We start from the raw sequence: 26,785 nt of genomic DNA, 5'->3' as shown, positions 1-26,785 counted from the left end.
AGCATGAGTGATGAACAGAAAAGGGTTGAATGCTGTACCCACGGAAAAAGATATCCCGCGTATGTCTGCCAGCATCTGAACCTGCAAACGCCCGTTGGCTTTTACGAGCCGCTAGCCTCTGACCCAGGCGTGACGTATGCCGATGACGAACTCAATGCGTGGTGCGATGCCTGTGACGAGGAGCTAACAAGAGTTGGCAAATGGAATGAAGAATCGGAAGCTTTCGCACAAATTAAGCTGGTTTGTGATGCGTGCTATTTCGATATGAAAGAATTAAATCTTGGGTACAGAATTGGTTAATTATTTTGTCTTATTATGAATTTTAAAAATAGTTGTTTAGCTGTCTGCTTATTAGGAATAGTATTTCCTAGTTGTGCCCAGAAAAAAAATGAGAGACTCAGACTTGGTTTAGAAGTAGCAAAAGAAGAGTTGAAAACTGCGTTGAAGGACTCATCACAACATAATGTAGTGAGTAGCGTGAAAATGTTGATTGCTGATAGTATCACTGCTGTGCAAGTAGCAGAGCCTATTCTATTCAAAATCTATGGTAAGGCGGCAATCGTTAAAGAGCGACCTTACGAAATGCACTTTATTAATCACTACTGGATAATTAATGGCACGCTGCCTACAGGATGGCTCGGCGGCACTTTCTTAATTATTCTGGATGCGCGAGATAGCCGTATTATTAAATTGACACACTATAAATAATTTTGCTGATTAGCTAATATTCTGCTTCGTCCTAACTCCCCCTTATCTCCGCCTTTATCCCTTCCACAAACTGGGCAAACTCGGGTTCGGCCTCCACGTCGGGGTGCCAGGCCAGGCCAAGCTGGGCCAGGTTGTACTGGTGGCGGGGGCTGATGGTGGCGCCGGGCAGCAGCTGGCCGGTGGCCGGGTCGCGCTCGGGGGCTAGCAGCCACAGGCGGTCGGCGAGGGCGGTGGTGGTGGCGATGTCGTGGCTCACGATGAGCACGGTGTTCAGCTCGTCCATGGTCGTGACTTCCACAATGATTTTCTTGACCTCATCAATCATGGCCACGTCGAGGCCCGAAAACGGCTCATCGAGCAGGATGAGGTGGTCGGAGCACAGCAGTTGCTGCGCGATGGCCGCCCGCTGGCGCTGCCCACCCGAGAGGTGGGCCGGAAACTTGCGGGCGTGGGCGGCCAGCCCGAAGCGGGCGAGGTAATCGGCGGTGCGGGCCTGGGCCTCGGCGGGGGTGTGCTTGCGGCGGGCGGCCAGCAGCAGGTTGTCGAGCAGCGTGAGGTGGTTGAACAAGGGGTAGCGCTGCTGCACGTAGCCCACGGCGCCGGGGTGCACGGGCTGCTGGGCCTCGCCCACCCGCACGGTGCCGGTGCTGGGTGCGGCTAGTCCCGCCAGTAGCCGGCACAGCACCGACTTGCCGATGCCCGAGCGCCCGTAGATGCCCACCACCTGCCCCTGGCTCATGCCGGGGCGAATGACGTCGAGCACCTGCACGTTGAGGTCGCGCAGAATAACCTCGCTGCCGAAGCTCATCGACACCTCTTGCAGCGTCAGCAGCGGGTCTTTGTAGGAGTGGGGGAGGGCAGTCATGGTGAGTTTCGGTTTTCGCCCTGCGCGTAAGGCCCCACCCCCCGGCCCCCTCCCCTGCGGGAGAGGGGGAGCCGCAGCGGCGCGCATTGTGCGTCAGGCAATTTTAGATTTAATTACTGAATTGATTAATGCGCCTGATTAATCGTCAGGCTCCCCCTCTCCTTTTCGGAGAGGGGGCCGGGGGGTGAGGCGCCTCGCTAGAACGGCTAGCCTACCCCGCCGCCCCCAGCCCCGCGTAAGGAAAAAACACTTTCCGCAGCGCCTCGAAGCCATAATCCTGGGCCACGCCCACGGCCAGAATAACGAGCTGAATGGCCACCACGCCATCGAGGTGCAGGTAGCGGTTTTGCTTATACAGCAGCAGGCCGATGCCGCCTTCCGATTGGTAGAGGGTTTCGACCAGCGTTATCAGGGTCCAGATGATGGCGAAATTCTGGCGCACTACTTCAAGCATATCGGCCAGCTTGCCGCGCACCACCACCTGCCAAAAGCTACCCCACTCGCCCAGGCCCAGCGTGCGGGCGTGGTCCAGCTCCTCCTGCGTGGTGCTGAGGATGACGCGCGTCATGCCCGTAACCAGGTACACCGTGGCCCCGAATACCAGCACCGAGAGCTTTACCTGGTGCCCCGAGCTGAGCAGCAGCGCCATAAAAAACGTGAGCCCGGTGAGGGTGAGGTAGCGCAGCTTGCTGGCTGCGAAGGCCAGCGGCCGGAAAAACGGTAGCGCCGTGAGGTAGGAAATGAACAGCGCCAGCACCGTAGCAATGCCCAGCGCCTGGAAGGCCGTGGTGAGGCTAGCCCACAGCTCGGGCAGCAGCCCTTGCGTGGTAACAAGGTCGCCGAGGGCCCGCAAAACCTCACGCAGGCTGGGGAAAAGCTGAAGCGGGAAGAACAGCCACAGCGCCAGCAACACCAGCACCTGGCCGGCCACGAGCGCGGCTAGGGTAGCGCGGCGCGGGTGGGCATTGGGGGTAAAAAGGGGGCTCATTATAAAGTCTGTTTAATATAAAATGACCGTCATGCTGAGCGCAGCGTAGCGGAGTCGAAGTATCTCTACCGCTTCGTTGCTAGCGTTAGGAGTTAGTTCGCCGAGCGAGATGCTTCGACTCCGCTGCGCTCAGCATGACGGTCTTTATTTTGAGCAGTTAAGCGCTGCTTAATTGCCCAGTACCACTTCCACGCGGCGGTTGGCGGCTTTGCCGGCCTCGGTGGTGTTGGGGGCTACCGGCTCGGCGGCGCCGTGGGCGTACACCTGCACGCGGCCCTGCGGGAAGGCGCTGGCGCTTTTGGCTTCGAGCCAGTGGGCCACGGCCTCGGCGCGGGCCTGGCTAAGCTGCTGGTTGGCGGTGGGGTTGCCGGTGTTGTCGGTGTAGCCGTGCACGGCCACTTTGAGGCGGCCGGCCACCACGAGGTCGTCGAAAAGCTGACTGAGTTCGCGCTGGGCGGCGGGCGTGAAGGTGCTCTGGCCGGTGTTGAACTCGATGTTCCAGGCGCGCTTGCTCACGCTGCGGCGGATTTCGTCGTCGGCGGCAAACTGCTGGGTTTCGGCCGGGGCCACGTTCTTGCCCTTGTACTGGGCTTGCAGCTTGCGCAACAGCGTCAGGTCGAGCATGTTGGCCAGGGGTACGTAGCTCGGTAGCTCCTTGGGGTAGAGCTTGCTCTGCACGTCGCCGAAGGTTTTGTACACGGCGGCGTAGATGTTAGTGCCGCCCTCGTCGAGGCCAAACAAGCTCAGGTTGTCGCTGAAGTTGAAGGCTTTGCTACCCCCTAGCTCCACCACCTGGCCGGTGCGGTCGGCCTCGCTGGTGCCCTTGTAGTACTTCAGCCAGTAGGCGCCGGGCTTGTCCTGGTCGCCGTAGACCTGGGCCGAGATATCGGCGGCGCGGGCCAGGGCTTCGGGGTGGCTTTTCACCTGGTCGCCGGCCACGGCGAAGGCCGTCATCAAACTCAGCACGGCGGGCTGGTGGGCGTCGTACCAGCGCTTGGTCGTCACCATGATGTTGGGCATCTGGTTGGAGTAGTCCTTGGTACTCACGATGTTGACGAGGCCGCCTTTCTGCTTGGCAATGTTCACGTCGCCGGGCGTCCAGGTGGCTACGGCGTCGGCCACCACGTCTACTTTCACGCCGGTGCTGTGGCCGCTCACCACCTTGGTGCGGCTCTCGGGCTTGCCCACAATGTACTTCTCGGCGGCCACCAGGAAGTCGCTGGCAGCCATGAAGTTCACGGCTTCGGGGTCGTAGGTCGTCTCGTCGGGGTTCACCTTCAGGCCGTTATCGGCGCACCATTTCAGGGCAATGTTGTGGTCGCCGTCGCGCAGGTAGCAGGCAATGGTTTTGCCTAGGGCCGCTTTGGGGTTATCGAGCCATTCCCTGGGGCCCATCAGCTTGTCTTCACCAAAGCTTTTACCCACCGAGTAAGGAATGATTTGCAGGCTGGTGCCGGCCTTTTCAAGCTGGCTCTGCACGGCCGAGAAAGCCGGCAGACCGTCGCCCATAATGCTCACAATCAGGCCCGGCGTACTAGGGTTGCTTTGCAGGTCGAGGGCGTTTTTCACCAGGTCGGCCTGCATCTTGCTCACGTCGTCCTGGCGCACAATCTGCATGTCTACTTTGTTGGCCGCCAGCGTTGAGCCCATTGTGGTGCGCGGGCCGCCGTTGGCCAGCATGCCGGCCATTTGCGAGTTCCAGGCCATTACTTCCCACACCATGGGCGTGCCGTTTTCGGCGGGGGCGGTGCCGGGCAGCGGGGCTAGCGGCACTACCACCGTGGCGCGGTTGCTGCCCGCCGCGGCCGGCAGCTCAATCGAGCTGAGTAGCACCGATTGCGTATCGGCTTTTTGAAAGATTTTATTGCTGGCAATCAGCTTGTTGATGCCAAAGTACAGCAGTGCGAAGATGAGGGCACCGAGTACAATTTTACCACGAGTTGTCATTGGAGAGTTGAAGTTTTAAAGGTTGAGTGAGTTGCCCTTTGTGCAGCCCCGCCCCCGGCCCCTCCCCTGCGGGGGAGGGGAGCCACGGCGGCGTGATGCTCGGCTTGCGTCAGACTCCCCTCCCCCGCAGGGGAGGGGCCGGGGGTGGGGCTTTACAGCAGCACCGCAATCAGCAGCAGCGCCAGGCAGCCACTAATCAAGCAGGCTAGAATAGGCATCATCGGAGGCTTTTTTGGTGGCGGCTACGGAGGTAGCTACTGGCTTCTTGTCGGTGTCCAGCAAGGCGTTGAAGTCGCCTTTCTGGTAGCGGTCGAGCAGGCGCTGGCCCTTCTCGCTCATCACGCCGTTCTGGATGTCCATCTCCTTCACGAACTCCTGCGAGTAGCGCATGGCCTGCTTTATCTGGCCGAGCTGCTGGGCCATATCCTGGGCCACGCGGTCGGTGGCCAGGTCGAAGAAGTACTTCTTGTCGGGGTCGCCGCGCAGAATGTTCATGGCGGCGCGCATGCCCGAGCTGGTGCGCTTCACCAGCTCGTACTCATCCTTCAACAGGTTGACCTTGAACTTGCTGCCGTCAATCTGGCGCAGGGCGGCTTTCAGAATCTGGCGCATCACCACGCTCACGTTGGCCGTCGTCGTCGCCATCGGTTGCAGGCGCTGGTTGTAGTCCAGAATTTGGGCGGCGCGGCTGGCGTAGGCTTCGGCGGCGTCCTTTTCGTTTTGGCGGGTAGCCGAGTCGGCCAGGGCCAGGTACTCCTTCATCTGGGCATCGTTGGCGGCCAGCTTGCGCTTCACCAGCTCGTGGGCACCCTCGATGTGGCCGATTTCGCCCTCCATCTGGCGGGCTTCCTTCTCGGTGTTCGAGATGTAGTCCTCCATGATGCCGATGGGGTCGGTGTTCACGAAAATGCCCGCCGCCGTGCGCAGAATGCGCTGCCCGGCGTACCACAGCCCGGCCTGAATGCGCTTGTTGGTCAGCAGCAGAAACAGCACGAACAGCGCCCCTAGCCCAATGCCCAGCTTCACGCTATTAAACACGATGTCAACGAGGTAAGGCACGATTTTGCCCCAGTAGTACACGCCGGCCCCGGCACCGGCGGCCAGCACCACCCAGCCGGCCACTTTTTCGGGCTGCTGCCACTTGGGCAGGGTGGAGTTGAGTTCGGGAGAAAGCAAGGTTTTCATACTCAGAAAGGGGGTTTAGTTACTTGATTAGAAAGGATTTAGTGGCTTGCTGGTGGGCTTGCAGCTCGGCCACGGCGGCGGCGTGGGCTAGCTCGTAGCTGGCGAGGGCGGCCTGGGTTTTGGCGCCTTCCTGCTGCAGCTGCTGCTGGGTGTCGCTGAGCTGCCGGCTTTTGTCGGTAAGCTGCTGGGTGAGGGCGGCCACAGCTTGCTGCAGCCGGGCTTCCTGCTCGCGCAGCTGGGCCAGGGCACTGGGTGGGCCTTGCAGCGGCACGGCCTCGCCCATTTTTTCGCGGTGGCGGGCCTGCACTTTGGCGCGGTCGTCGGCCAGCTTCTGGGCCAGGTCATCGGCCGAGGTAAGCAGGCTAGCCAGGTCGGTGCCGGTCACGGCCGCGAAGGCGTTGAAAGCCGTTTGGTAGAGCAGCGGGCCGCTGAGGCCACTGGCCGCCAGGCTCTTCACCATTTTGGTGAACGCCCCGAAATCTTTGCCATCGCCGGCCAGCAGCTGGGCCACGTGGTCGAGGTGGCGCTGCTCGGGCTGGGTGGCGCCGGGCGGCAGGCTGGCCAGCGGCTGGGCCGGGGCTACCGGCACGGCAGGCGCCGGGGCCGCCGCGGCCGGGGCTTCGGCGCCGGGCTCGACGAAAAAGTCTTTGGCGGCTCTCGTCAGGTTATCCAGAATGGCCATGTCGGTAGGGGCAGCTAGGTGAGGTATGGGTACCTATTGCCAAGACCAGTGCCGATTCGGAAAGAGAAGAAAATTATTTAAGTAAGTACTTGTAGTTGAAGCAGCTAAATAAAAAATCCCGCCCGGCGCTAGGCCGGGCGGGACGCTTTTTTTTCAAAATGGAAAGCCGTTTTTACCAAAAGAAAAACGGTTGGGCTATTGCTGCCCGCCAAAGCGGTAGCGCAGCCCCAGCGAGCCGGCCAGGCCGGGCGGGCTGCTCCAATGGTTGGGAACGCCCACGAGCAGGCCGTCGGCTACGGCCTCGAAATGCGCGCCAAAGCGGTAGCGCGTGCTGAGGCCAGCCGTGAAAGTATTAAGCGAATAAGTATGATTATCAGTGCTGTAACTGCTAACGTAAACCGAATTGGTATTGTCGATAGCTGTGTAGCTATGGTAGCTGGTGTACACCTCCCGCTCCTGGGCGTAGCCGGCCAGCAGCTCGACCTGCAAGCGCCGTGTGGGTTGCCGCAGGCTATAGCGCGCTTGCACCGAGAGGGTGGTGCGCCGCCATATCGACTGGCCTTCGTAGCGCTGCGTCACTAGCAGGGCACCCGGCGTAGTATCCGTTGTATTGAGCGTGCTGTAGTCAAAAGTGGGCCGGTTGTAGGCCACGCCAACTTGCAAGGCCAGGCGCGGCCGCAACTGGTAGCCCGCCGTGAACTGCACTGGCACTTTCAGGCCACTAAATGAATTGCCAGAGATGCTCTGAAAATTGCTGAGGTAAGTGCCCAAGCCCACGTAGAGCCGGCCGCCGGCTGGGGGCGCGGGGCGTTGGGCGAGGGCTAGGCACGGGCAAGCCAGTAGCAGAGCGGCTAGCGCAGGGTAACGTTTTTGCATGAAGCTGAGGGGGAAAAGGTTGCGTAAATAAACGTTAGCAACGCGCATATCTCGCAATCAGCCAGCCGTTGCCGAGCAAAGAAAGCCGGGCCTGGGCAAGCTGCCCGGCTTGGCACCTGGCGCAGGCCCGGGGTGGAAGCTTAAAGCTGTAGCCAGGGCAGGAAAATCAGGCTACATAAAAAGCGGCTTGGCGCCCTAGCTAGGGCCGAAGCGGTAGCGCAGGCCAAGCGCCAGGGAGGTGTTTAAAGCATGATAGCTGCCGGTGAGAGGGGTATAGAAAAGAATATCACACACGGCTTCGAGGCGGGGGCCAAAGCGATAGCGAAAGCCAGGCCCCAGGCTGACTAGCAGGCTGTTGTAGGCGCCGGAATACTCATAAGGCCTGACCTCGATAGTGCCCTGGCTGGCGTAGGTATCGGTGCCGGTGATGCGGTAGAACGAGTGGTCGAAGGACAAGCCACCCACCGCATCGACCTGGAAGCGGTGGCTAGCCCGGCGCGTGAGCGTGTAGCGGGCCAGCAGCGAAGCAGAGGTAGCCCGCCGCAACGAGGTGCTGCTGGTGCTATACGTTATGGGTATCAAGTTGCTGTCTACATAATTGTAGGTATCAGCGTAATCGGACTTGCCGCCGCTGTAGGCCAGCCCGACCTGCAGAGCCAGCCGGGGCCGCAGCTGGTAGCCTAGCGTGGCCTGCACGGGTATGTTGAGCCGCTCGCCCCTGTAAAAGCCGCGCACCGACTGGTTGGAACCATCATAGATAGCCAGGCCGCCATAAAATCGGTGGGCCGGCACGGGGTCGGCTGCTTGGGCCAGGGTGGCCAGGGGGGCGCCTAGCAGCAGGGCGGCGAGGGCAGCAAAGTATGCAGACATAGAATTGGAGAAGGCGTACGGTAAGCAAGAAGCCGGCTGCCCGCAAAGCGTTGCATACCGGCTTCAAACTTAGCGCGCACCCCGGAGCGCCACTGGCAGGCAAGGCGCAGGCAAGTGGCTTAGCCCCAGGCCCCTAGCAAGCGGCGTAGCAAAATAATCTCGCCAATGTGGTACGCCGCGTGGTCGCCGATGAGCAGGGCTTCGCGCAGCAGGTTCTGGCCTTCGCCGTGGGCTAGCGGGGCAAAGAAATCGGCGGCCGGGTCGTTCAGCAGGTTGATAAACTGCTGCTGGTCGTGGGCAATGGCGTGCAGCGCGGCCTGCCAGCCGGCCTCCTCCACGGCCTGGGTTTTGTCGGGCCAGTAGTCGGCGGGCCAGTCGAGGGCTACGTACTGCGGGTTCACGCAAAACTCCAGAATATCGGCCTGCGCAATGCGCAGGTGCTCCACAAGGTGCCAGATGGTGTAGGGCACGCCGGGCACGGCCTGGTTGCGCAGCGGCGCGGGCAGGTCGGCCAGGGCGTGCGCAAGGGTGGCGTGGGCGTTGCCGCCGGCTAGCAGGGCAGTAAGCTCGGCCACGAGGGCGGCGCGGGTGGGCTGGTCCATAAAAAAAGCAGGAAGTAAAATGAAAAGGATGTCGAGTTTCAACCGCCAGGCTCGCCAACAGTTACCCGATATCGGGGCGCAGCAGCCCTAGCCGGGTGGCAAATACCCGCCCAATGTGCAGCGCCTGCTGCTTGGCCAGCTCGGCGGTGGGCCCGGCAAAATTGGCCTCCACGGCGGCCTGAAACAGGCCTAGCCACCGCTCAAAATGGGCTAGCCCGATGGGCAGCGGAAAATGCTTGCGCATGGGAAAGCCCCGGTACCGATTGGTGCCCAGCAAGATGCCACTCCAAAAATCGTAGAGCTGCGGCAGGTGGTGGCTGAAATCGACGTGGGCAAAGTCGATAAAAACCGGGGCTAGTACGGGGTCGGCTTGCACACGCTCGTAGAAGCTGTCTACGAGCAGCTGCACGTCGGCTTCGGTGGTGATGTCGGGTAGCATGGCGCTCGGCGGGGCGGCGCGGGGCCGCCCGGTTTACTTTTGAAGGTACAAATGAACGACCCCGAAATCCGCGCCCGCCTCTACCCGCTGCTGCTAGGGGGCGTGTACATAGATGAGCTGCCCACCGGCAGCACCCGCGCCGACGTGGTGCACATCACCGAGCACTTTATGCACGGCTACGAGGTAAAGGGCGACGGCGACACTTTGCAGCGCGTGCAAAATCAGCTGCGCTGCTACGCCGAGGTCTACGACTTCGTCACGTTCGTAGTCACCGAAAAGCACCTGCCCAAGCTGCTGCCGCAGCTGCCCGAGTGGGTGGGCATTCTGGTGGCCCCGGCCGAGAGCCGCGAGCTGCGCCTACACCGCGCGGCCGGCTACAACGCCACCGTGCAGCCCGCCCCGCTGGCCGGCCTGCTGTGGGTAGAGGAGGTAAAGCAGTACTTGCTGGCGCGGGGGCTAGCCGGGGCCAGCACCCTGCGCCAGCGCGAGGTGGCGCAGTACCTGCGCACCGCCCACACCGTACCGCTCTCGCACCTGGCCCACTACGTGCGCCAGCGCCTGATGGCGCGGCTGCCCGAGCGCCTGCTGCTGCGCGAGGCCCGCAAGGCCGAGCGCGAACGCCTGGCCGCTTTGCGCGCCCGCCGACAAAAAAAGAAGAAGCGCTAGGGGCCAGCGCCGCTTTTCCCGCCCGGCTGCCTTAACTTTCGGGGCTACTCTGCACTGACCTATCCCTTTTATGCAAGAAGCTACGTCCTTACCGGCGGCCACCCTGCCCAGGCTACTCAAGGCACCCACCGGCATAGAAGGCCTCGATGAAATAACCGAAGGCGGCCTGCCGCTGGGCCGCCCCACGCTGGTGTGCGGCAGCGCGGGCTGCGGCAAAACCCTGTTGGGCATTGAGTTTCTGGTGCGCGGCGCCCAGGAGCACGGCGAGCCCGGCGTGCTCATGACCTTTGAGGAAACGGCCGACGAGCTGGCCGCCAACGTGGCGTCGCTGGGCTTCAACCTGCAGCAATTGCAGGCCGATAAGAAGCTGCGCCTCGACCACGTGCACCTCGACCGCTCGGAAATTGAGGAGGCCGGCGAGTACGATTTGGACGGCCTGTTTATTCGGCTGGGCTACGCCATCGACAGCATCGGGGCCAAGCGCGTGGTGCTCGACACCATCGAGGCGCTGTTTTCGGGCTTCCCTAATGAGGCTGTGCTGCGCTCTGAAATTCGGCGCCTGTTTCGCTGGCTCAAGGACAAAGGCGTCACGACAGTTATCACGGCCGAGCGCGGCGAAGGCACTCTGACCCGGCAAGGGCTGGAAGAGTACGTGTCGGACTGCGTGATTTTGCTCGATAACCGCGTTATCGACCAGATTACCACCCGCCGCCTGCGCATTGTGAAGTACCGCGGCAGCACCCACGGCACCAACGAATACCCGTACCTCATCAGCGAAGACGGCATTTCGGTGCTGCCCGTCACCTCGCTCAGGCTCGAACACGCGGTGTCCGACGAAATTATCTCGTCGGGCGTGCCGGGCCTCGATGAGATGTTTACGCGCCGGGGGTGGTACCGGGGCACCAGCACGCTCATCACCGGCACAGCCGGCACGGCCAAAACCACGCTAGCCGCCGCCTTTGCCCTCGAAACCTGCCGGCGCGGTGAGCGCTGCCTGTTTTTTGCCTTCGAAGAATCGCCGGCCCAGCTCATTCGCAACATGCGCACGGTGGGCCTTGATTTGCAGGCGTATGCCGACCAGGGCCTGCTGCGCATCGAGGCCTCGCGGCCCACGCTCAACGGCCTGGAGCGCCACTTAGTCACGCTGCACCGGGCCATCGCCGAGTTTCAGCCGCACGCCGTCGTCATCGACCCCATCAGCAATCTTATTTCGGTGGGCAGCCTGAGCGAAGTGCGCAGTATGCTCACGCGCATGATTGACTTTCTGAAAGTTAATGGCGTTACGGCCTTGTTCACGGCGCTCATCAGCGCCCGCAATGGCCAGATGGAAATGACGGAGGAAGGCGTGTCGTCGCTGGTCGATACCTGGATTTCGGTGCGCGACCTCGAGGGCGTGGGCGAGCGCAACCGGGGCCTGAGCATCCTGAAAGCCCGGGGCATGTCGCACTCCAACCAGGTGCGCGAGTTCCTCGTCACCGAGCACGGCATTCAGCTGCTCGACGTCATTATCGGGCCCGAGGGCATTATTACGGGGGCCGGCCGCCTCACCCAGCGCATTCAGGAGGAAGCCCAGCGCGTGGTGCGCGAGCACGAAACCGCCCGCCGCGACCGTGACCTTGAACGCAAGCGCCGCGTGCTCGAAGCCACCATTGCCAACCTGCGCACCGAGTTTGAAACGGTGGAGGAAGAGCTGCGCCGCGTGAGCCACGAGGAGCATACCCGCGATGCCGCCCTGCGCGACGGCCGCTCGGCCCTGGCCTCGGGGCTCGGTACCGATTATTTTACGGCGCAGCCCAACACCCGGCCCTAGGCGCCGTATGCCACTAGTTATGATGGAACTGAGGGAAGAAATGACGAACGATACCGAGCCGCCCGCCGGCGAAACCTGGGAGCTGCGCCTGTACGTGGCCGGCCAAACGTCGAAGTCGGTAGCGGCGCTGGCCAACCTGCGCCGCTACTGCGAGCAGCACGTGCCCGGCCGCTACCAGCTGGAGGTAATCGACCTGATGCAGCACCCGCAGCTGGCCGAGGGCGACCAGATTCTGGCCATTCCGACGGTGGTGCGCAAGGTGCCCGAGCCCATCCGCAAGGTTATCGGCGACCTTTCAAACGAAGAGCGGGTACTCGTGGGGCTCGACCTGCGCCCCCAGCTCCGCTAGGCCGTGGTACTGGACTCTGCTGCCGCGCCCGGGGCGCCGCTCTACGAATTGCACCTCTACGTGTCGGGCGCTACGCCCAATTCGACGCGGGCCCTGCGCAACATCAAGGAAATCTGCGAGCAGCATTTGGCGGGCCGCTACGTGCTGCGTATCATTGATATGTATCAGCAGCCCCAGCTGGCCCAGCAGGAGCAGATTATTGCCGCGCCCACGCTGGTGCGCCAGCAGCCGCTGCCCCGCCGCCAGCTAGTAGGCGACCTTTCGAACCGCCCGGCCGTATTAGCAATACTAGGCCTCGACCATCTGCCGCCTCCCGCCACGCTATGAACCCCACCGCCGCCGACCTGGCCCGGGAAAACGAAGAGCTGCGCCAGCGGCTGCGCGAAGCTGAGGAGCTGATTACGGCCGTGCGCACGGGCGCTGTCGATGCGCTGGCCATTCACGGCGACGATGGGCCGCGCATCTTTACGCTCGAAAGTGCCGACCACGGCTACCGCCACCTCATCGAGCAAATGAGCGAAGGCGCCGTGCTGCTGGGCCTCGATGGCCTGGTGCTGTACTGCAACGCGGCACTAGCCCACGCGCTAGGATGCGGCCTGAGCGAAATTCTGGGCCGGCCATTCACCTATTTTGTGCCCCCCAAGTACCAGGCCTACTGGGCCGAGCTGTGGCAGGTGGGCTGGAACATGCAGGCGCGTGGCGAGCTGCCCCTGCAAAACGGCCGCGATGGGGCGTTGCGCCCCTTCTCGGTGTCGATGAACGTGCTCACCTTCAGCGGGGCGCCCACGCTGGCCGTGCTGCTGGCCGATATGTCGGCGCACAAAGAAATTTCCACCATTCGCTCGGTGGTGGCCAAGCAGAATGCCCTGCTCGACCGCAAAAACGAGGAGCTGGTGCGCCAGCAGGCCGCCCGCCAGGCCATAGAGCGCACCGCCGCCGAGGTCAGCCGCGTGCTCGAAGGCATTCCGCAAATAGCCTGGACGGCCGACTTGCAGGGCCAGAGCACGTACTTCAATCAGCGCTGGTTCGATTTTACGGGCGAAATATTGGTATCGAACGTGCAGTTGCAGGCGCGCATTCACCCCGACGACTTTGGGCCGGCGGTAGCTAAGTGGCGGCAATGCCTGCTTAGCTTTGAGCCGCTCGAAATAGAGTGCCGCATGCGCAACCAGGCCGGCGACTACCGCTGGATGCTGGGCCGCGCCCAGCCTTCGCGCAACGAGCAGGGCGAAGTGGTGCAGTGGATTGGCACCTACACCGACATCCACGAGCATAAGCTGGCCCAGGAGCGCGTGACCCAGGCCCAGAGCCTGTTGCGCGATAACAATGAGGAGCTAACCCGCGTGAACGTGGACCTGGATAGTTTTATCTACACGGCCTCGCACGACCTGAAAGGCCCGATTACCAATATTGAAGGCCTGCTGGCGGCCCTCACCGACGAGCTGCCCATTGAGGCCCGGCAGCGCCCGCCGGTGCATGATATTCTGGGTATGCTCACCAAATCGGTCGAGCGCTTTCAGCGCACCATCGAGCAGCTCAGCGACGTGGCCAAGCTGCACCGCGAGCACGGCCTGGCCAGCGCGCCGGTGCCGCTAGCCCCCGTAATGCAGGGCGTGGCCCTCGACCTGGCTCCGCTGGTGCGCAGCGCGGGCGCGCAGCTCGACATTGACCTGGCCGAGGGCGTGGCCGTGCACTTTCTGGAAAAAAACCTGCGCAGCCTGCTCTACAACCTCCTCAGCAACGCCCTCAAGTACCGCGACCCCGCCCGGCCGCCGCACGTGTGCCTGCGTGCCTACCCCGAGGGCCAGCAGGTGCGCCTCACGGTGCAAGACAATGGCCTGGGCATCAGCGCCGCCGGGCAGCGCAAGCTGTTCGGCTTGTTCGAGCGCCTGCACAGCCACGTGGAGGGCAGCGGCATTGGCTTGTTTATGGTGAAGAAGATGGTGGAAAACGCCGGCGGCCGCATCTTGGTCGAAAGTGAGCTAGGGGTGGGCTCCACCTTCACGGTGCTGCTGCCACAGTAGAAAGCCTGGCCGCCCGGGCCCGGCTAGGGTAAATTTGTGGTGTGACGCCCACTTCGCCGGCCGCCGAGCCGCGCAAAATCATTCACCTCGACATGGATGCGTTCTACGCCTCCGTGGAGCAGCGCGACGACCCCGCCTTGCGCGGCCGGCCCCTGGCCGTGGGCGGCACCCGCGAGCGCGGCGTGGTGATGGCCGCCAGCTACGAGGCCCGCCAGTACGGCGTGCGCTCGGCCATGCCGGCCAGCACCGCGCGGCGCCTGTGCCCCGAGCTGCTGTTTGTGCCACCGCGCTTCGAGGTCTACAAAGAAGTGTCGGGCCAGGTGCGCGAAATTATGGCCGAGTACACGCCGCTCATCGAGCCGGTGGCGCTCGACGAGGCCTACCTCGACGTGACGCACAACCTCAAGCACGAGCCGCTGGCTAGCCAGGTAGCCCGCGACATCAGGGCGGCCATCCTGGCGCGCACCCAGCTCACGGCCTCGGCGGGCATCTCCTACAATAAGTTTCTGGCCAAGCTGGCCTCCGACCACCGCAAGCCCAACGGCCAGTTCGTGATTCCGCCCGGCCGGGGGCTGGCTTTTGTGGAGAAGCTGGCGGTGGGGCAGTTTCACGGCATTGGGCCGGCCACGGCGGCGCGGCTGCACGCGCTGGGCATCTTCACCGGCGCCGACCTGCGCCAGCAGCCCGAAGCGCTGCTGCGCCAGCACTTTGGCAAGGCCGGCGCCTACTACCACGCCATTGCCCACGCCCAGGACCACCGCCCCGTGCAGCCCGACCGCCAGCGCAAGTCGGTGGGCGCCGAAACCACCTTTGCCCACGACCTGCACGAGCTGCCCGAGCTGCTGGGCGCTTTGCTGCCCGTGGCTGCCAAAGTCTGGGCCTACTGCCAGCGCACCGGCCAGTCGGGCCGCACGCTCACGCTGAAAGTGAAATTCAGTGATTTCCAGCAAATAACCCGCAGCCGCACGCTGCCAGCCTCCGTGCCCGACGAAGCCGCGCTGCTGCGCACCGGCCAGGAGATGTTAACTGCGCTCCTGCCCTTGCCCAAGGGCGTGCGCCTGCTGGGCTTGTCGCTTTCCAGCCTTGATGGCGAGGCGCCGCCGGCCAGCCCCGGCGGGCAGCTCACGCTCTTTTAAGTAGATAAGTAGCAAGGACGCTTGGGCTAAAAAATACGGTCGTCATGCTGAGCGCAGCCGAAGCATCTTGGTTGCTTCGCTGGGAAATCCCCCTGGCGCCCGCGACCAAGATGCTTCACTGCGTTCAGCATGACGTTCTTTGTTGCCTACTCATTATTTACTATTGACTGAGAAAATGTCTGCCATTCAGGAAATCGAACAACTGGAGCGCCGCCGCTTCGACGCGCAGGTTGCCAAAGACCTGCCCACGCTGGAAACCATCTTTGCCGACGACCTCATCTACACCCATTCCAACGGCCACCAGGATGGCAAGGCGAGCTACCTGGCCTCCATCGCCAGCGGCCAAAGCCGCTACGATAAGGTTGATATGGAGAACATTACCGTGCGTCCCTACAACGACGACCGCACGGCCATCGTCAACGCGCTCATCCAGATTGACCTCGGCCCCGGCGCCGATGGGCAGCCTGGCTTCACGCGCATCAAGTACGTGGTGGTTTACATCAAAGACGACGCAAAAGGCTGGCAGCTAGTGCTCTGGCACGCCCAGAAGCAGGCGAGCTAGCCCCGCAACACAGGCAACGGCTACCAACAAAAAAATCCGGACTCACGCCCGGATTTTTTTGTTGCGGCAAGCTCATTACTGCTTGCTCCTGGTCAGAACATCCTGGTAGGATGCTTTGTAGCGCGCCTGGTATTTGTGGATAACTTCTGCCTGATACGAGGTATCCGTAAAAAGCCGGGTCAGGCCCGGGTTATTCTTGAGCGAAAGCCCCTGCTTGGCAAAGGAGTCTTTCAAATAGGCAATGGCATCGGTCATTACCTTGTCGCTCAGCTCGGAGGGCATGTTTTTTACAAACAGCTCATCGCGCGTGAGTTCCTTGGCTGGGCTGGCTTTGGCGGGTGCGGCGCCCAGGCTGGCGGCCACCGGCTGCGAAGCCGAGCCGCCTTCCAGGGCCAGCAGCCGCTGCTCGAAGGTGGTGAGCTTGGTTTCCAGGGCTTTGAGCTTCGTGTCGTGCTCGGCCGCGAGGTTTGCCAAGTCATTATTGTTCAGGCCGATGGCCATGTTTACGAGCGTAATGCCGCCTTCGACCAGGGCTTCGGACCACGCTACGCCCACAATCTGCTTGTACTGGTCTGCTTTGATGGCCTTGGGCGACACGGCGATGCCGGTGCCGTCATTCAGGCCCGAGGGCAGGATGTAATCGCCGGAGAAAACGAGGCCGCGAACCTTCACCGGAATCTGACCCATGAAAGCAACTTTCTCAAAGGTGGCTTCCTGGCCCGTGGGGGGCATGTTGCCGAGCACGGCCGGCTTGGTCGAAATAACCATAAACTGCGGAGCCCCAACCGTATACTTGGAAATTTTGCCGCCATTAACGGCTACGATGTCGCCGGCCGCTATTCTTTCGGCCGCGTTGCTTCTTTCCAGCCATTCGGCATAGTCGGCCGAGCCCGACTGATACGTAACGCCGGGGCTTTGGAAGGCGAAAACGTTGTAGCTGACGATGTTGGCATCGGCCAGGAGCTGGTTTGCCACGGCTTCGGCAATACACCCCACGCATTCGCCTGCCCCCGCGCTGGCAATGAGCCCGCCCACAACTACCGGCACTGGCAGCGCCGCCGATACCACGTTGGCCAGCGCTACGCCCGCCGTCGCAACCAAGTTCGCATTGGTGTAAATGTATTCGGGGTCGAGGGCGATTTCCGCTTTGGTTTGGCCCTCAATGCTGCCAACGGCATCGCCGGAGCTGTTGAGGAAGGTGACGAAGTTATTGGAGTTGTCGGGGGTGCCGGCGTTCAGCTTAATGGCGATACCCTGGCTGCTGCCCTGCACCCGCAGCGGATAGGCGCTGTAGCTGTCGTCGCCACCGCTCGTAGCCGTGTTGATGGTAACCTGGCCGTTGGCCGCCAGGCTGTTGTTGAAGGTAGTGGCGCCGGCAACGGCTAGGCTGCCGCCCAGGGTGGCCGCGCCGCTAACCCCGAGCGTGCTGCGCAAGGTGGTGGCGCCCAGCGTGTTCAGGCTATTGTCCAGCGTGGTGGCCCCCACCACGTGAAGTGTGTTATTGAGGGTAGAGGCCCCGGCGACCCCTAGCGTGCTGCCCAGGGCGGTGGCCCCATCTACGCCCAGGGTGTTGCGCAGGGTGGTGGCGCCCACCGTATTCAAGGTGCTGGCCAGACTGGTAGCCCCCGTAACCCCGAGCGTGCTGGCCAGATTGGTAGCCCCCGTAACCCCGAGGGTGCTGCCCAGGGTGGTGGCGCCCAGCGTGTTCAGGGTATTATCCAGCGTAGTACCCCCCACTACATGGAGCGTATTATTGAGGGTAGAGGCGCCGGTGACCCCTAGCGTGCTGCGCAAGGTAGTGGCCCCCAAGGTGTTCAGGGTATTGTTCAGGGTGGTAGCCCCGGTCACGTCCAGGGTATTGCGCAGGGTAGTGGCCCCCACCGTATTCAGCGTGCTGGCCAGGTTAGTAGCCCCCGTCACGTTCAGCGTGCCGCTCAGGGCAGTTGGGCTGGCGTTGGCCACGGTTAGGGGGCCGTTGTTCAGGGTAGCGCCGCCCGTTGTGTTAAGGGTCACGTTGCGATTCACCGTCAGGTCGTTGCCAATCCCCAGGTCGTTGCGAATGGCCACGTTGCCCTGGCTGGTAATGGTGAGCCGCTCAGTGTTGTTGGTGATGAGCACGAGGTCGGCCGCATCGGTAGTGCCGAGGCGGTCGGTTTTGGGGTTCACCCCCGAGTTGCCAAACAGCGACCACACCTGAGACGGCACGCCCGGCCCAGCCGCCGAAGCCATGCTCCCGGCACCCGTGCCAGCCGTGCTGCTGCCGCTGAGCTGCCCGGCAGTGCCGGCGTAGAAGGCATACGGCACCGATAGCAGCTCCGAAGCCCCCATGAGGCGGAAGTTGCGCCCCCCGGTGGGGTCCATCTCCACGCGCAGGAAATGGTTGGCGCTGCCCCAGGCTATGCCGCCAAAAGTGCCCTGCGTGGCGTTGCCGCGCCCAATGGCCAGGGCAAAGGAGCCCTGGTCGGTGGTAGTGACGAGGTGCGTTTCGGCGTAGGCCACCCGCCCATCGGCCCCGCCCGCCAGCACGCTGATGCGCAAGGCCACAAGTTTATTCTGCAAGGGCTTGCCGCTGGCGTCGCGGGTAATGCCCTGGTAGTTCATCGCCTGCGGCAGGGGAGTGGCTGCCTGCGCCGGCTTGGTTTGCGAGGTTTGGGCCTGCGCCGAGGCAGCGTGCAGCAGCAGGGCTGCCGATACGATGGAGGGGAAGTGTAAGCGTGTAAACATAACGTGGAGGTAGGTTGAGAAAAAAGGCGTGCTTAGTCGTTTTTAACCAGAACGTGAAAGGTGCGGTGGCCACTAGCGGGGTCGTACACGCTTAGTACATAGCCAGCTACGGGCAGGTCGGCCAGGTCCAGGTGCAGCGTGCCCCCCTCCGCAGTGGCCGAAAAGGTGCGCACCTGCCGGCCCTGTAAGTCGTAGAGCGTGAGCTGCGCCGCTGCTGCAGTAGCTGGCAAGCGTACCCAGGCTTCTGACCGGAACGGGTTGGGGTAAACTGACACGGCTTCGGGGGCCGCCACCGGCTGCCAGGGGCCCCGGTGAAATCCTTCCAGCAGCTGCGCCGCGCCGGCTGGCTGCCAGGCAGCCACGGCCACTTCGCCCACCGTCCAGTCCAGCAAGATGCCGGCGGCGCTGAATTCCTGCCCCGCTGCGCCAAGCACCGTAGGGGCGGGGCTAGCCTGGCTGCGGGCGGCAAAGCTTCCGCCAAGCAGCCCAACGGCAAGCAAGCCATAGGGTCGTATTTTTTTCATAAGCATACAGGGGGAAAACAGGGTGAGAGTTGAATGCAATGACTTGCTATGCAAGATGTTAAGCAGAGCAGTGAATGGCCAGCCGCGCTGTTCCGGAATCTGGCAGGCTCGCCGGAGGCCCGCTGCCTTCCGGCTACGAAAGGGAGGCTGGTGCAGCACCCCAGCTTCTTAGCCGCCGCGCTCCGTAGAAGTAGGGCTATGCTATAATAAATGGCTTGTGCGGACACACGGCGCCGCAGCCGGGCCCCGGCGCACGCAGCACGGGCCAGCGCCTGGCACCCGGTTATCGGGCACGTGCCGGGCTAGCGTGTGGCGCCGCCGGCCTGCTGTGGCTGTTCTGCCGCCGTAGGCGCCAACGGCGCCTGTGCGCGCGTGCCCGCCGTACCTGAGGGCGCCGGTAGGCCGCGCCTTAGGGCCGCCCGGCCGCGGTAGTACGCCCCCGCAGCCGCGCTGTGTGGGGTAGCGGGGCGGGCACCAAGTGCCCCAGCTAAGGCCTGCCGCCTGGCAGAAGTAAAAGTTTGCATAGCTGAGAGGAAAGGGAGTGGGGCAATCCGGGAGGCCGGCCCTTGGCGGGCAGTAAGCTTGGCCTTGTTTCAGGCTTGCTAATAAGCCAACAGCCTGAAACAGTGGACCAAAAATAGGCAGCTTGTTTATTTTTTAAACACGTATAAATACCCGTTTTTCTAAAAATACTTCTATTGGCTTACCCCGCCGGCCGGTGAACGGCCGGCGTAAGAAACGGCGGCAGACCAGAGTGCCCCACTGGCCGGAAGCCGCCGCAGCCACCAACAGCCGCTAACTACTTCGGCCGGTAGTGGCACATAAATAGTGCTGCTACCGGCCGAAGCAAATTGAAAAACCCACCATCCAAGCCTACCATCTAAGACAAATAGGCAAGTCCCATCACCCTGGCCCTGGCTGGTAAGACCGGAAGGGTGCCTACAACTACACCAAGTGGCTAGCCTGCCTTCTGCACGCGGCGCCTGCTTCACACCGCCCGGCCAGCAGCTTGGCGCGGCTTGCTGTGCCCTGCAACGGCCCCGCTGGCTAGTCCCACACTGACAAAACGGATTATGTCCGGCGACAGCCAAGGCCCTACGTTGCTTACTGCAGCACGCGTAGCGTGAGGCCCGAGGCGTGGCCTGCTTCGTGGTACACCCGAATGGTAGCCTTTTGGAAGTCTTTGGCCTCGGCCGTGGAGATATTGACGAACTGCTGCGGGTTGCGGTCGACGAGCGGAAACCAGGTGCTTTGCACCTGCACCAGCAGGCGGTGGCCCTTCTTAAAGGTGTGCAGTACGTCGTTCAGGTCATATTTTACCTCGGTGGGCACGTTGGGCTGAAAGGCCTCGGGCTTCGCGAAGCTGTGGCGGTAGCGGCCCCGAAACACGTCGGCCCGCACCAGGCGCTGGGTGCCGGCCGGGCCGTCGGGCAGCACGTCGATGAGCTTCACCACAAAGTCGGCGTCGGTGCCCGAGGTGCTCACCCACAAGTCGACCCCTAGCGGGCCGGCCACGGTAAGGTCCTGGGCCAGCGGCTGGGTCTGGAACGTGAGCACATCGGGCCGTTTGGCGGCGAAGCGTTGGTCTTCAATCATATACTCGCTGTCGCGGCTAGCCTTCACGCCGTCGGTGTAGGGCACGGGGCTGGCCGGGTCGCTGACGTATTCGGTGAAGGCTGGCGGGGCGGGTGGTTCTGGTAGCTTAGCCGGAGGTGTATCTACGTTAGGATAACCAAGAACCTTGTTGTTAATCATATGAGCTAATCGGGTTTCCAAAAGCAGATTTCCTTTCGCCTGTAATAAAAGCATGCGCGGCTGGCTAGCCTTCGGCGGCCAGGCCGGGTAGGTTTTCCACTCATTCGTGCCCGTGTCAAACACCGTAGCCTCGGCCGCGTTGAAGCTGCCTTTGCCTTTCAGGTAATAATTGAAAAACGGCGTTTCCAGCTGCTGGCGGTAGTAGGAGGCGGTGTTCTGGCCGAAGCTCAGCGGGCCGTAGGTGCTCCAGTCGGGGCGGCCCCAGGCGCCGTGGGTCCAGGGGCCCATCACGAGGCGGTTGGTGGCGCCGGGGTTTTGCTTTTCGATGGCCTGGTAGGTGTGCAGGGCGCCAAAGAGGTCTTCGGCATCGTACCAGCCGCCTACCACGAGCACGGCCGGCCTCACGCCCGTGAGGTGCGGCCGGATGTTGCGCGCCTGCCAGTAGGCATCGTAGGTATCGTGGGCCAGGTACTCGTTCCAGATGCGCGCCCGGCCGTTGAAGTACTGGGCTTGATTTGCATTTTTGATGGGCCCTAGCTCCAGAAAGAACTGGTAGGCGTCGCTGATTTTTAGCGGGAATAGCTCCGGGTAGGTGGCCACCGGCTGGGGCCGGGGCACATCGAAGTAATTGGTAAAATCGAAGTTATCGAGCAGGAAAAACGCCCCGTTGTGCCGGGCATCGTCGCCCATAAACTCATCCGTAACCGGCGCCTGCGGCGACACGGCTTTGAGGGCCGGGTGCGCCCCGGGCAGGCTGGCGGTGGCATAAAAGCCCGGGTACGAGATGCCCATGATACCCACGCGCCCGTTGTGGCCGGCCACGTTTTTGAGCAGCCACTCAATGGTATCGTAGGTATCGGTGCTTTCGTCGTGGGGCGTGCTTTTGCCTTTTAGGCCGGGTTTGGGCGGGTTGTTGAGGGCGGGCGTCATCTCCTCAAACTGCCCCTCGCTGAGGTAGCGGCCCCGCACATCCTGGTACACGAAAATGTATTTTTCCTGGCTAAGCTCGCGGCTGGGGCCGGGGCCGCGCGTGGGGTAGTTGTTGGCCCCGCGCGGGCCGGCCGAGTAGGGCGTGCGCTCCAGCAGGAAAGGGTAGGGGCGGGCCGCGCTGGCATCGAGCGGCACGTAGAGGATGGTAGCCAGCCGGGTGCCGTCGCGCATCGGGATGAGCTGCTCGACCTTGCGGTAGGTTTGGCGCACAAAGGCCGAATCCTGAGCGCGGGTAGTGGTTTGGGCAGCAGCCGGCCGGGCTAGCCCAGCCAGGCCAAGGAGAACTATAAAGCGGAGCATAGGGCGCAAAGTAGCAGATTGTAGCTTATGGTTGCCGCGGCTCTGCCCGCAAAACCGGCTGTCGGTGCGAGCTTGCAGCGCAATTGCACCGGTGCGCAGCTGCTCGGGCGCCGGTGCGGTGTGATTGCCCCGCAGGCTTGTACTAGCCAAATAGTTTGTAATCAGTACCTAATATCAGTTCACGCCCATGACCTACCTGGCTAGCCCCACCCGCTACGACACTATGCACTACCGCCGCAGCGGCCGCAGCGGCTTGCAGCTGCCCGCCATTTCGGTGGGCCTGTGGCAAAATTTTGGCGAGGTGAATGCCCTGGCCGGCTGCCGCGATATTCTGCGCACGGCCTTCGACGCGGGCATTACGCACTTCGACCTGGCCAACAACTACGGCCCGCCCCCCGGCGCGGCCGAAGAAACGTTTGGCCGGCTGTATAAAACTGATTTTAAGCCCCATCGCGACGAGCTGATTATCTCGACCAAGGCCGGCTACGGCATGTGGCCCGGCCCCTACGGCGACGGTGGCTCGCGCAAGTACCTCGTGGCCAGCCTCGACCAAAGCCTGCGCCGCATGGGCCTCGACTACGTGGACATCTACTACCACCACCGGCCCGACCCGGCCACGCCCCTGGAGGAAAGCATGACGGCCCTCGACCACCTGGTGCGCCAGGGCAAGGCCCTGTACGTGGGCCTGAGCAGCTACTCGCCCGACGAAACGCGCCGTGCCTGCGCCATCCTGCGCGAGCTGGGCACGCCCTGCGTTATCCATCAGCCTAAATACTCGCTGCTGGTGCGCGACCCCGAAAACGGCCTGCTCGACGCGCTGGCCGAGGAAGGCGTGGGCTGCATCGCCTTCTCGTCGCTGGCCCAGGGTGTACTGACTGACAAGTACTTGCACGGCGTGCCGCCCGATTCGCGCGCGGCCCGCAAGCTCGGCAACGGCGCCATTGAGGAAAGCCAGCTCAACCCTGCCAATATTGAGAAAGCCCGCCAGCTCAACGGGCTAGCCCAGCAGCGCGGCCAAACCCTGGCCCAGCTAGCCCTGGCCTGGGTGCTGAAAGACCCGCGCCTCACCTCCGTTATCATTGGGGCCAGCAAGCCGCAGCAGGTGCTCGACGCGGTGGGTTGCCTCAAAAACTACCAGTTCAGCCCCGACGAGCTGGCGCAGATTGACGCTATGCTGGGCTAGCGGCTGGCTTTCATAAAGAAGCTGCTTTAATTTTAGTTACAAGACCTCTAATCCGTCATGCTGAGCGAAGCGGAGCGTAGTCGAAGAATCTTGGCATAGCACACATAAGCCGTATAACAAACCGGCTAATATGCTTCGACTACGCTCCGCTTCGCTCAGCATGACATGACGGAAAGACTATTGCCTACCCAGCGTAAAACTTCTTCAGGGCGAGGTGGCTAGCTTGCCGGTGGGCACAATGGCAGGCGCACGCGGCAGCAGGCGCAGCGTAGTATCGAGGCGCTGGGCGATGACAAGCTGGCGCAGCTGGCGGCGCAGCGTGGCCTGGGCCTGGCGCTGCTCCTGCTTCTGGAAAACCTTAACGTGGTATTTGGTGTGGGATGCCTCCCGGCTCAGGTTCACGTAGCTGAGCTTGGCATCGTGGCGGGTGGTGGCCTCGCCGGCCTGAATGCGGGCAACGCGCTTGCTGTTGCTACCTAGCAGGGCGTGCAGCGGGTTCATGCCTACGTAGAGGTCGGCGCGGCCGTCGAGGTCGTAGCGGCCGTTTATTTGCAGCTCGGTTAAGTTGCTGTTCAGCTGAAGATTAGGAATGAGCAGCTCGCCCCGGCTCAGCACAAACTCGCTGCTCACCGGCTCAAAATACAGGTGGCTGGTGCGCTTCTTAAAGAACTTGAACGCCTCTTCCAGGGCTTCCACATTCACCAGCTCCAGGTTGTGGATATCAGCCTTGAGGTAGGCGTTCGTATTATCGAGGTTGGGGATGAATTTCTCATCGAGGTCGGTGCGCAGGGCGGCGGCGCAGCGCAGGCTGCCTTCAATATTATTGCTGCTCAGCACGTTAAGCCGCATGGCGGTCGTCATGCCAAACAGCGCGGGGAGGTGAATGTCTTCCAGCAGCGCCTGCACCTGCAAGGGGTGGTGCAGCCGGCCGGCATTAGTGATGAGCCGGCCCCGCAGCGTAATGCGGCCCCCAAGGGCGCTCACGGTGCAGTCGTCAAGGATAGCCTCGCCGGCCTGTAGGTGCGTTACGAGCTGAAACTGGGTGCCCTGCACAGCGGCGTAGCGCACGTGGTCGGCCTCCACGCGCAGCAGTGCCGTAAACATGCCGTTGGTAATGAGCGAGCTAGGGGCCGCACCGGCGCCCAGGCGCTTGGCGCGCCGGGCGGCCCGCAGGGCGCGCCGCGCCACCAGGGCCGCCGAGTCGGTGCGCGGCGGCGCCACGCTGGCCAGCATCCGCAGCAGGTCGGGCACATCGAGGGTGGGGTAGCGCAGGTAGAGGCTGGCATCGGCGCGGGCAATGCGCAGGCCCTCGACCTGGGCCGTGGCCGAGCCACTGCCGATGCCGCCCTGCGGCGCCACAAAATATACGTAGGGCAGGTGCAGGGTAGAGCCCTGCTTGTCGAAGCGCAGGCGCAGGTCACGCAGCTTTTCACCGTTGGGCAGCAGCAGCGAGTTGATTTCGTAGCTCAGCTTGCCGTTGGCAGCCAGCAGCAGCTCGCGAATGGCCGGGCTGTTGGGCGACTTGCGCGAGCGCCGGGGCGGCCGCGAAAGCCGCTCAAGCAGCGACTTATAGTTGAGTGTATCAAAATGAAAATCAACGTTATAGGAAACTGGCACCACCCGGTTGGCCGAGTCGGTGGGCCACTGGGCCTCGCCGCGCACTTCGCCATCCCAGAGCCGGCCCCGAATGCCGGTGAGCTGCACCCGCTCGCCATCGTGGCGAATGCGCACGGCCATATCGCGCAGGGTGTCGGTAGCCAGAGCTAGCCGCCCGCAACGCAGCGCCACATCGAGGTGCATGCCGGCCGGAATAATGTGGCTGCCCAGTGTGGTGGCAATGCGCCGGCGGGCAGCCTGGCTGCGCGCCGGCCGGCCCTGGCGCGCCACAAGGGGCCCGGTGGCGCTGGGCCGCAGCAGCTGCCGCAGGCGCCCCAGGTCCAGGGCATCCACCTCAAAACTCCCCTTAATATTGGTAGTAGGATGCTGGCCGGTGAAGTAGTCTAGCAAATAAGTAGTGGTAGCCGAGGCTTTAAAATTCATGCCCGCCAGCACCCCCGAGGCGTTGGAAAGCTGCCATAGACTGTCGTTCAGGCCAATGCGCACGTTGAGGCCGTGCAAGTCGCCCTGGTGGCCGGCTAGGGCAAAGGCCGCATTGCGCAGGGTAGCGGTGCCCTGTATAGCCATATTTTTGCGAAACACCCCGCGCTGCCGCTGCTGGCCCACTGCGGGTAGCAGCCCGTGCAGCCGCACATCGAGGTCGGCAATGCCGCGGCGGGCGTACCAGTGCGCGGGCGAGAGCAGCGCCATAAGCGCCGGCAGCTCGGTGCGCCCGTGCAGGCGGCCGCTCACGTAGGGCTGCCGAAAATCGCGTAGCGAAAAAGCCATGTCGAGCTGGCCGGCCGGCGAGTATACGCGGCACTGGCTCAGGGTCAAGGACATAGACTGGGGGGCGTGGGCAGGGCCGTTGTCGTAGGTGCCCTGCAAGTCCCAGCGGTCGATGCGCTGCGCCGAGTCGGGCCACTGAATGCGGGCACCGCGCAGCCCAAAGTGCAGCACAATGCGCGGGCGCACTTTGGGCCCGCTCAGCCCCGACATCAGGTACTCGATGCGGGCCTTGCTAGGGCTGCTGGCGCCTTGCAAAATGGGCCGCAGCGAGGGCGGCAGCGCCGTGTGCAGCACTGCCAGCAGCGGTTGGCTGCCCGCAAAGCGTAGGTTGAGCACGGTGCCGCGCGGCGGGCCATTGCCGGCCGCCACATCGGCCGCATGGGTACCGCTGACGCTGATGGTATCGCCGTTGAGGGTGGCGCGGCTATCGAAAAACTCGCCCTGGCGCTCGGCAAACCTGTAGCGGTAGTGCAGCCAGGCTTGCACGGGCTCGTTGGTGAGCAAATCGCCGCTGCGGTTGCGCAGCTGGTCGAGGCGCCCCACAAAGCGCCCGTGCACTGCCAGCACCCCCTTTTGCAGCTTGGCCGACAGGCGGGCTTGAAATACGCGCCCGCGCAAAGCGCTGTGAATAAAATCGTTGCGAGTGAAGATGCCGAAATTATAGATGATAATGGAATCCAGGGCGAGGTCGATTTTGGGCGGTGGCGCAGCGGCGGCCTGCTTCTTGCCCCGCAGGCCCCAGGTGCGTCCCAGCGAATCGACCCGCTGGCCGATGGCCACGTCGCGCAGAGTGAGGCGCGTAACCTCCACGCGGCGGTGCAGCAGCTCGCGCAGGTTCAGGCGCATGTCGGCGCGGCCCAGGCGCAGCACCGGCAGCGTACGGTGGTGCGAGCTGTCGCGCAGGGTGAGGTGCGTAAGCGAGGCCGTGACGTGCGGAAAATCGCGCCACACCGAAAATTCCACCTCAAACGGGTCGAGCACCAGCTCCGAGTTGCCAGTGAGCTTTTCGCGCACCAGCTGCTTCACGTAGGGCTGGGCGTAGCGGGTCGTGAGCAGCCAGCCCCCTACCCCAAGGACCAGCAGCAGAAGTAAAAAACCAACACCCAGCACGCGCCAGAGGGGAAACGACTTCATATGGCAAGCTACACTACCCGAGCTAATACCACCAGCAACGTGCGCCACCGGCCGGGCGTTCTCCCCCATACGTAAGCCCGG

23 protein-coding genes are annotated in these 26,785 nt (G+C 63.0%); 10 read left to right on the top strand and 13 right to left on the bottom strand.

What is annotated here, in order from left to right; genetic code table 11:
* The first annotated feature begins 3 nt into the window (after nucleotides 1-3).
* Together Q5H89_RS01615 and Q5H89_RS01610 are read left to right on the top strand one after the other, a co-directional pair.
* Nucleotides 4-300 (top strand): hypothetical protein, encoded by a 297-nt coding sequence (locus tag Q5H89_RS01615; protein WP_305017541.1) that lies wholly within the window; start codon nucleotides 4-6, stop codon nucleotides 298-300.
* Between the two features lie 15 nt (nucleotides 301-315).
* Complete coding sequence (locus Q5H89_RS01610; RefSeq protein ID WP_305017540.1) at nucleotides 316-708, top strand: YbbC/YhhH family protein; 393 nt, start codon at nucleotides 316-318, stop codon at nucleotides 706-708.
* Nucleotides 709-739: 31 nt separating this feature from the next.
* On the opposite strand, the gene Q5H89_RS01605 is transcribed toward Q5H89_RS01610, so the two are convergent.
* The 9 genes from Q5H89_RS01605 to Q5H89_RS01565 all read right to left on the bottom strand — a co-directional run bounded on the left by Q5H89_RS01605 (nucleotide 740) and on the right by Q5H89_RS01565 (nucleotide 9,162).
* Nucleotides 740-1,573 (bottom strand): ATP-binding cassette domain-containing protein, encoded by an 834-nt coding sequence (locus Q5H89_RS01605; protein ID WP_305017539.1) that lies wholly within the window; start codon nucleotides 1,571-1,573, stop codon nucleotides 740-742.
* A 211-nt stretch (nucleotides 1,574-1,784) separates the two neighbouring features.
* A complete protein-coding gene (locus Q5H89_RS01600) occupies nucleotides 1,785-2,561 on the bottom strand; it encodes an ABC transporter permease (protein ID WP_305017538.1) in 777 nt (258 codons plus the stop codon).
* 168 nt (nucleotides 2,562-2,729) lie between these two features.
* Nucleotides 2,730-4,508, bottom strand: a complete 1,779-nt coding sequence (locus Q5H89_RS01595) for an OmpA family protein (RefSeq protein ID WP_305017537.1) — start codon at nucleotides 4,506-4,508, stop codon at nucleotides 2,730-2,732.
* A gap of 192 nt (nucleotides 4,509-4,700) precedes the next feature.
* Complete coding sequence (locus Q5H89_RS01590; RefSeq protein ID WP_305017536.1) at nucleotides 4,701-5,693, bottom strand: hypothetical protein; 993 nt, start codon at nucleotides 5,691-5,693, stop codon at nucleotides 4,701-4,703.
* Between the two features lie 19 nt (nucleotides 5,694-5,712).
* Complete coding sequence (locus Q5H89_RS01585) at nucleotides 5,713-6,375, bottom strand: hypothetical protein (protein WP_305017535.1); 663 nt, start codon at nucleotides 6,373-6,375, stop codon at nucleotides 5,713-5,715.
* A 195-nt stretch (nucleotides 6,376-6,570) separates the two neighbouring features.
* Entirely contained in the window at nucleotides 6,571-7,251 is a 681-nt protein-coding gene (locus tag Q5H89_RS01580; protein WP_305017534.1) for an outer membrane beta-barrel protein, read from the bottom strand.
* A gap of 195 nt (nucleotides 7,252-7,446) precedes the next feature.
* Nucleotides 7,447-8,121 (bottom strand): outer membrane beta-barrel protein, encoded by a 675-nt coding sequence (locus tag Q5H89_RS01575; RefSeq protein ID WP_305017533.1) that lies wholly within the window; start codon nucleotides 8,119-8,121, stop codon nucleotides 7,447-7,449.
* Nucleotides 8,122-8,240: 119 nt separating this feature from the next.
* Nucleotides 8,241-8,723 carry a DinB family protein gene (locus Q5H89_RS01570; protein WP_305017532.1) on the bottom strand — a complete coding sequence of 161 codons (483 nt, stop codon included), beginning with the start codon at nucleotides 8,721-8,723 and terminating at the stop codon, nucleotides 8,241-8,243.
* Between the two features lie 61 nt (nucleotides 8,724-8,784).
* Nucleotides 8,785-9,162: a group III truncated hemoglobin gene (locus Q5H89_RS01565; RefSeq protein ID WP_305017531.1), complete on the bottom strand. Its 378-nt coding sequence runs from the start codon at nucleotides 9,160-9,162 to the stop codon at nucleotides 8,785-8,787.
* 51 nt (nucleotides 9,163-9,213) lie between these two features.
* Between Q5H89_RS01565 and Q5H89_RS01560 the strand changes: the two genes are divergently transcribed.
* The 7 genes from Q5H89_RS01560 to Q5H89_RS01530 all read left to right on the top strand — a co-directional run bounded on the left by Q5H89_RS01560 (nucleotide 9,214) and on the right by Q5H89_RS01530 (nucleotide 15,709).
* Nucleotides 9,214-9,828, top strand: coding sequence for a sce7726 family protein (locus Q5H89_RS01560; RefSeq protein ID WP_305017530.1), 615 nt, complete (start codon nucleotides 9,214-9,216; stop codon nucleotides 9,826-9,828).
* Between the two features lie 70 nt (nucleotides 9,829-9,898).
* Nucleotides 9,899-11,638, top strand: coding sequence for a circadian clock protein KaiC (gene kaiC, locus Q5H89_RS01555; RefSeq protein ID WP_305017529.1), 1,740 nt, complete (start codon nucleotides 9,899-9,901; stop codon nucleotides 11,636-11,638).
* Nucleotides 11,639-11,657: 19 nt separating this feature from the next.
* Nucleotides 11,658-11,987 carry a circadian clock KaiB family protein gene (locus Q5H89_RS01550; RefSeq protein ID WP_305017528.1) on the top strand — a complete coding sequence of 110 codons (330 nt, stop codon included), beginning with the start codon at nucleotides 11,658-11,660 and terminating at the stop codon, nucleotides 11,985-11,987.
* A 3-nt stretch (nucleotides 11,988-11,990) separates the two neighbouring features.
* Nucleotides 11,991-12,314 carry a circadian clock KaiB family protein gene (locus Q5H89_RS01545; protein ID WP_305017527.1) on the top strand — a complete coding sequence of 108 codons (324 nt, stop codon included), beginning with the start codon at nucleotides 11,991-11,993 and terminating at the stop codon, nucleotides 12,312-12,314.
* On the top strand, nucleotides 12,311-14,011 hold the full coding sequence (locus tag Q5H89_RS01540; protein WP_305017526.1) for a sensor histidine kinase: 1,701 nt from the start codon (nucleotides 12,311-12,313) through the stop codon (nucleotides 14,009-14,011). The genes Q5H89_RS01545 and Q5H89_RS01540 overlap by 4 nt, the downstream gene beginning before the upstream one ends.
* A 41-nt stretch (nucleotides 14,012-14,052) precedes the next feature.
* Complete coding sequence (gene dinB / locus Q5H89_RS01535) at nucleotides 14,053-15,147, top strand: DNA polymerase IV (protein WP_305017525.1); 1,095 nt, start codon at nucleotides 14,053-14,055, stop codon at nucleotides 15,145-15,147.
* A gap of 175 nt (nucleotides 15,148-15,322) precedes the next feature.
* A complete protein-coding gene (locus Q5H89_RS01530) occupies nucleotides 15,323-15,709 on the top strand; it encodes a nuclear transport factor 2 family protein (RefSeq protein WP_305017524.1) in 387 nt (128 codons plus the stop codon).
* Nucleotides 15,710-15,784: 75 nt separating this feature from the next.
* Here the strand turns inward: Q5H89_RS01530 and Q5H89_RS01525 are convergent, their stop codons facing one another.
* The 3 genes from Q5H89_RS01525 to Q5H89_RS01515 all read right to left on the bottom strand — a co-directional run bounded on the left by Q5H89_RS01525 (nucleotide 15,785) and on the right by Q5H89_RS01515 (nucleotide 22,002).
* On the bottom strand, nucleotides 15,785-18,433 hold the full coding sequence (locus Q5H89_RS01525) for a hypothetical protein (RefSeq protein WP_305017523.1): 2,649 nt from the start codon (nucleotides 18,431-18,433) through the stop codon (nucleotides 15,785-15,787).
* 32 nt (nucleotides 18,434-18,465) lie between these two features.
* Nucleotides 18,466-18,957: a T9SS type A sorting domain-containing protein gene (locus Q5H89_RS01520; protein ID WP_305017522.1), complete on the bottom strand. Its 492-nt coding sequence runs from the start codon at nucleotides 18,955-18,957 to the stop codon at nucleotides 18,466-18,468.
* Between the two features lie 1,104 nt (nucleotides 18,958-20,061).
* Nucleotides 20,062-22,002: a CocE/NonD family hydrolase gene (locus tag Q5H89_RS01515; RefSeq protein ID WP_305017521.1), complete on the bottom strand. Its 1,941-nt coding sequence runs from the start codon at nucleotides 22,000-22,002 to the stop codon at nucleotides 20,062-20,064.
* A 187-nt stretch (nucleotides 22,003-22,189) separates the two neighbouring features.
* Here Q5H89_RS01515 and mgrA point away from each other — a divergent pair, with 187 nt between their 5' ends.
* Nucleotides 22,190-23,185, top strand: coding sequence for an L-glyceraldehyde 3-phosphate reductase (gene mgrA / locus Q5H89_RS01510; RefSeq protein ID WP_305017520.1), 996 nt, complete (start codon nucleotides 22,190-22,192; stop codon nucleotides 23,183-23,185).
* Nucleotides 23,186-23,389: 204 nt separating this feature from the next.
* Here mgrA and Q5H89_RS01505 read toward each other — a convergent pair whose 3' ends face one another.
* A complete protein-coding gene (locus Q5H89_RS01505; protein ID WP_305017519.1) occupies nucleotides 23,390-26,704 on the bottom strand; it encodes an AsmA-like C-terminal region-containing protein in 3,315 nt (1,104 codons plus the stop codon).
* Nucleotides 26,705-26,785: the final 81 nt, after the last annotated feature.

It is taken from the genome of Hymenobacter cheonanensis (assembly GCF_030581075.1).
Classification (GTDB): domain Bacteria; phylum Bacteroidota; class Bacteroidia; order Cytophagales; family Hymenobacteraceae; genus Hymenobacter.
Note: the sequence above shows the minus strand (reverse complement) of the source record. Positions and strands in the feature narration are given on the sequence as shown.

What these genes read in the sequence shown, in the direction of transcription:
- Q5H89_RS01560 (WP_305017530.1), top strand. Translation starts at nt 9,214, where the DNA reads ATGAACGACCCCGAAATCCGCGCCCGCCTCTACCCGCTGCTGCTAGGG.
- Q5H89_RS01605 (WP_305017539.1), bottom strand. Translation starts at nt 1,573, where the DNA reads ATGACTGCCCTCCCCCACTCCTACAAAGACCCGCTGCTGACGCTGCAA.
- Q5H89_RS01565 (WP_305017531.1), bottom strand. Translation starts at nt 9,162, where the DNA reads ATGCTACCCGACATCACCACCGAAGCCGACGTGCAGCTGCTCGTAGAC.
- Q5H89_RS01595 (WP_305017537.1), bottom strand. Translation starts at nt 4,508, where the DNA reads ATGACAACTCGTGGTAAAATTGTACTCGGTGCCCTCATCTTCGCACTG.
- Q5H89_RS01540 (WP_305017526.1), top strand. Translation starts at nt 12,311, where the DNA reads ATGAACCCCACCGCCGCCGACCTGGCCCGGGAAAACGAAGAGCTGCGC.
- Q5H89_RS01520 (WP_305017522.1), bottom strand. Translation starts at nt 18,957, where the DNA reads ATGAAAAAAATACGACCCTATGGCTTGCTTGCCGTTGGGCTGCTTGGC.
- Q5H89_RS01530 (WP_305017524.1), top strand. Translation starts at nt 15,323, where the DNA reads ATGTCTGCCATTCAGGAAATCGAACAACTGGAGCGCCGCCGCTTCGAC.
- mgrA (WP_305017520.1), top strand. Translation starts at nt 22,190, where the DNA reads ATGACCTACCTGGCTAGCCCCACCCGCTACGACACTATGCACTACCGC.
- Q5H89_RS01585 (WP_305017535.1), bottom strand. Translation starts at nt 6,375, where the DNA reads ATGGCCATTCTGGATAACCTGACGAGAGCCGCCAAAGACTTTTTCGTC.
- Q5H89_RS01505 (WP_305017519.1), bottom strand. Translation starts at nt 26,704, where the DNA reads ATGAAGTCGTTTCCCCTCTGGCGCGTGCTGGGTGTTGGTTTTTTACTT.
- Q5H89_RS01570 (WP_305017532.1), bottom strand. Translation starts at nt 8,723, where the DNA reads ATGGACCAGCCCACCCGCGCCGCCCTCGTGGCCGAGCTTACTGCCCTG.
- kaiC (WP_305017529.1), top strand. Translation starts at nt 9,899, where the DNA reads ATGCAAGAAGCTACGTCCTTACCGGCGGCCACCCTGCCCAGGCTACTC.
- Q5H89_RS01615 (WP_305017541.1), top strand. Translation starts at nt 4, where the DNA reads ATGAGTGATGAACAGAAAAGGGTTGAATGCTGTACCCACGGAAAAAGA.
- Q5H89_RS01610 (WP_305017540.1), top strand. Translation starts at nt 316, where the DNA reads ATGAATTTTAAAAATAGTTGTTTAGCTGTCTGCTTATTAGGAATAGTA.
- Q5H89_RS01550 (WP_305017528.1), top strand. Translation starts at nt 11,658, where the DNA reads ATGATGGAACTGAGGGAAGAAATGACGAACGATACCGAGCCGCCCGCC.
- Q5H89_RS01580 (WP_305017534.1), bottom strand. Translation starts at nt 7,251, where the DNA reads ATGCAAAAACGTTACCCTGCGCTAGCCGCTCTGCTACTGGCTTGCCCG.
- Q5H89_RS01515 (WP_305017521.1), bottom strand. Translation starts at nt 22,002, where the DNA reads ATGCTCCGCTTTATAGTTCTCCTTGGCCTGGCTGGGCTAGCCCGGCCG.
- Q5H89_RS01525 (WP_305017523.1), bottom strand. Translation starts at nt 18,433, where the DNA reads ATGTTTACACGCTTACACTTCCCCTCCATCGTATCGGCAGCCCTGCTG.
- Q5H89_RS01600 (WP_305017538.1), bottom strand. Translation starts at nt 2,561, where the DNA reads ATGAGCCCCCTTTTTACCCCCAATGCCCACCCGCGCCGCGCTACCCTA.
- Q5H89_RS01590 (WP_305017536.1), bottom strand. Translation starts at nt 5,693, where the DNA reads ATGAAAACCTTGCTTTCTCCCGAACTCAACTCCACCCTGCCCAAGTGG.
- Q5H89_RS01575 (WP_305017533.1), bottom strand. Translation starts at nt 8,121, where the DNA reads ATGTCTGCATACTTTGCTGCCCTCGCCGCCCTGCTGCTAGGCGCCCCC.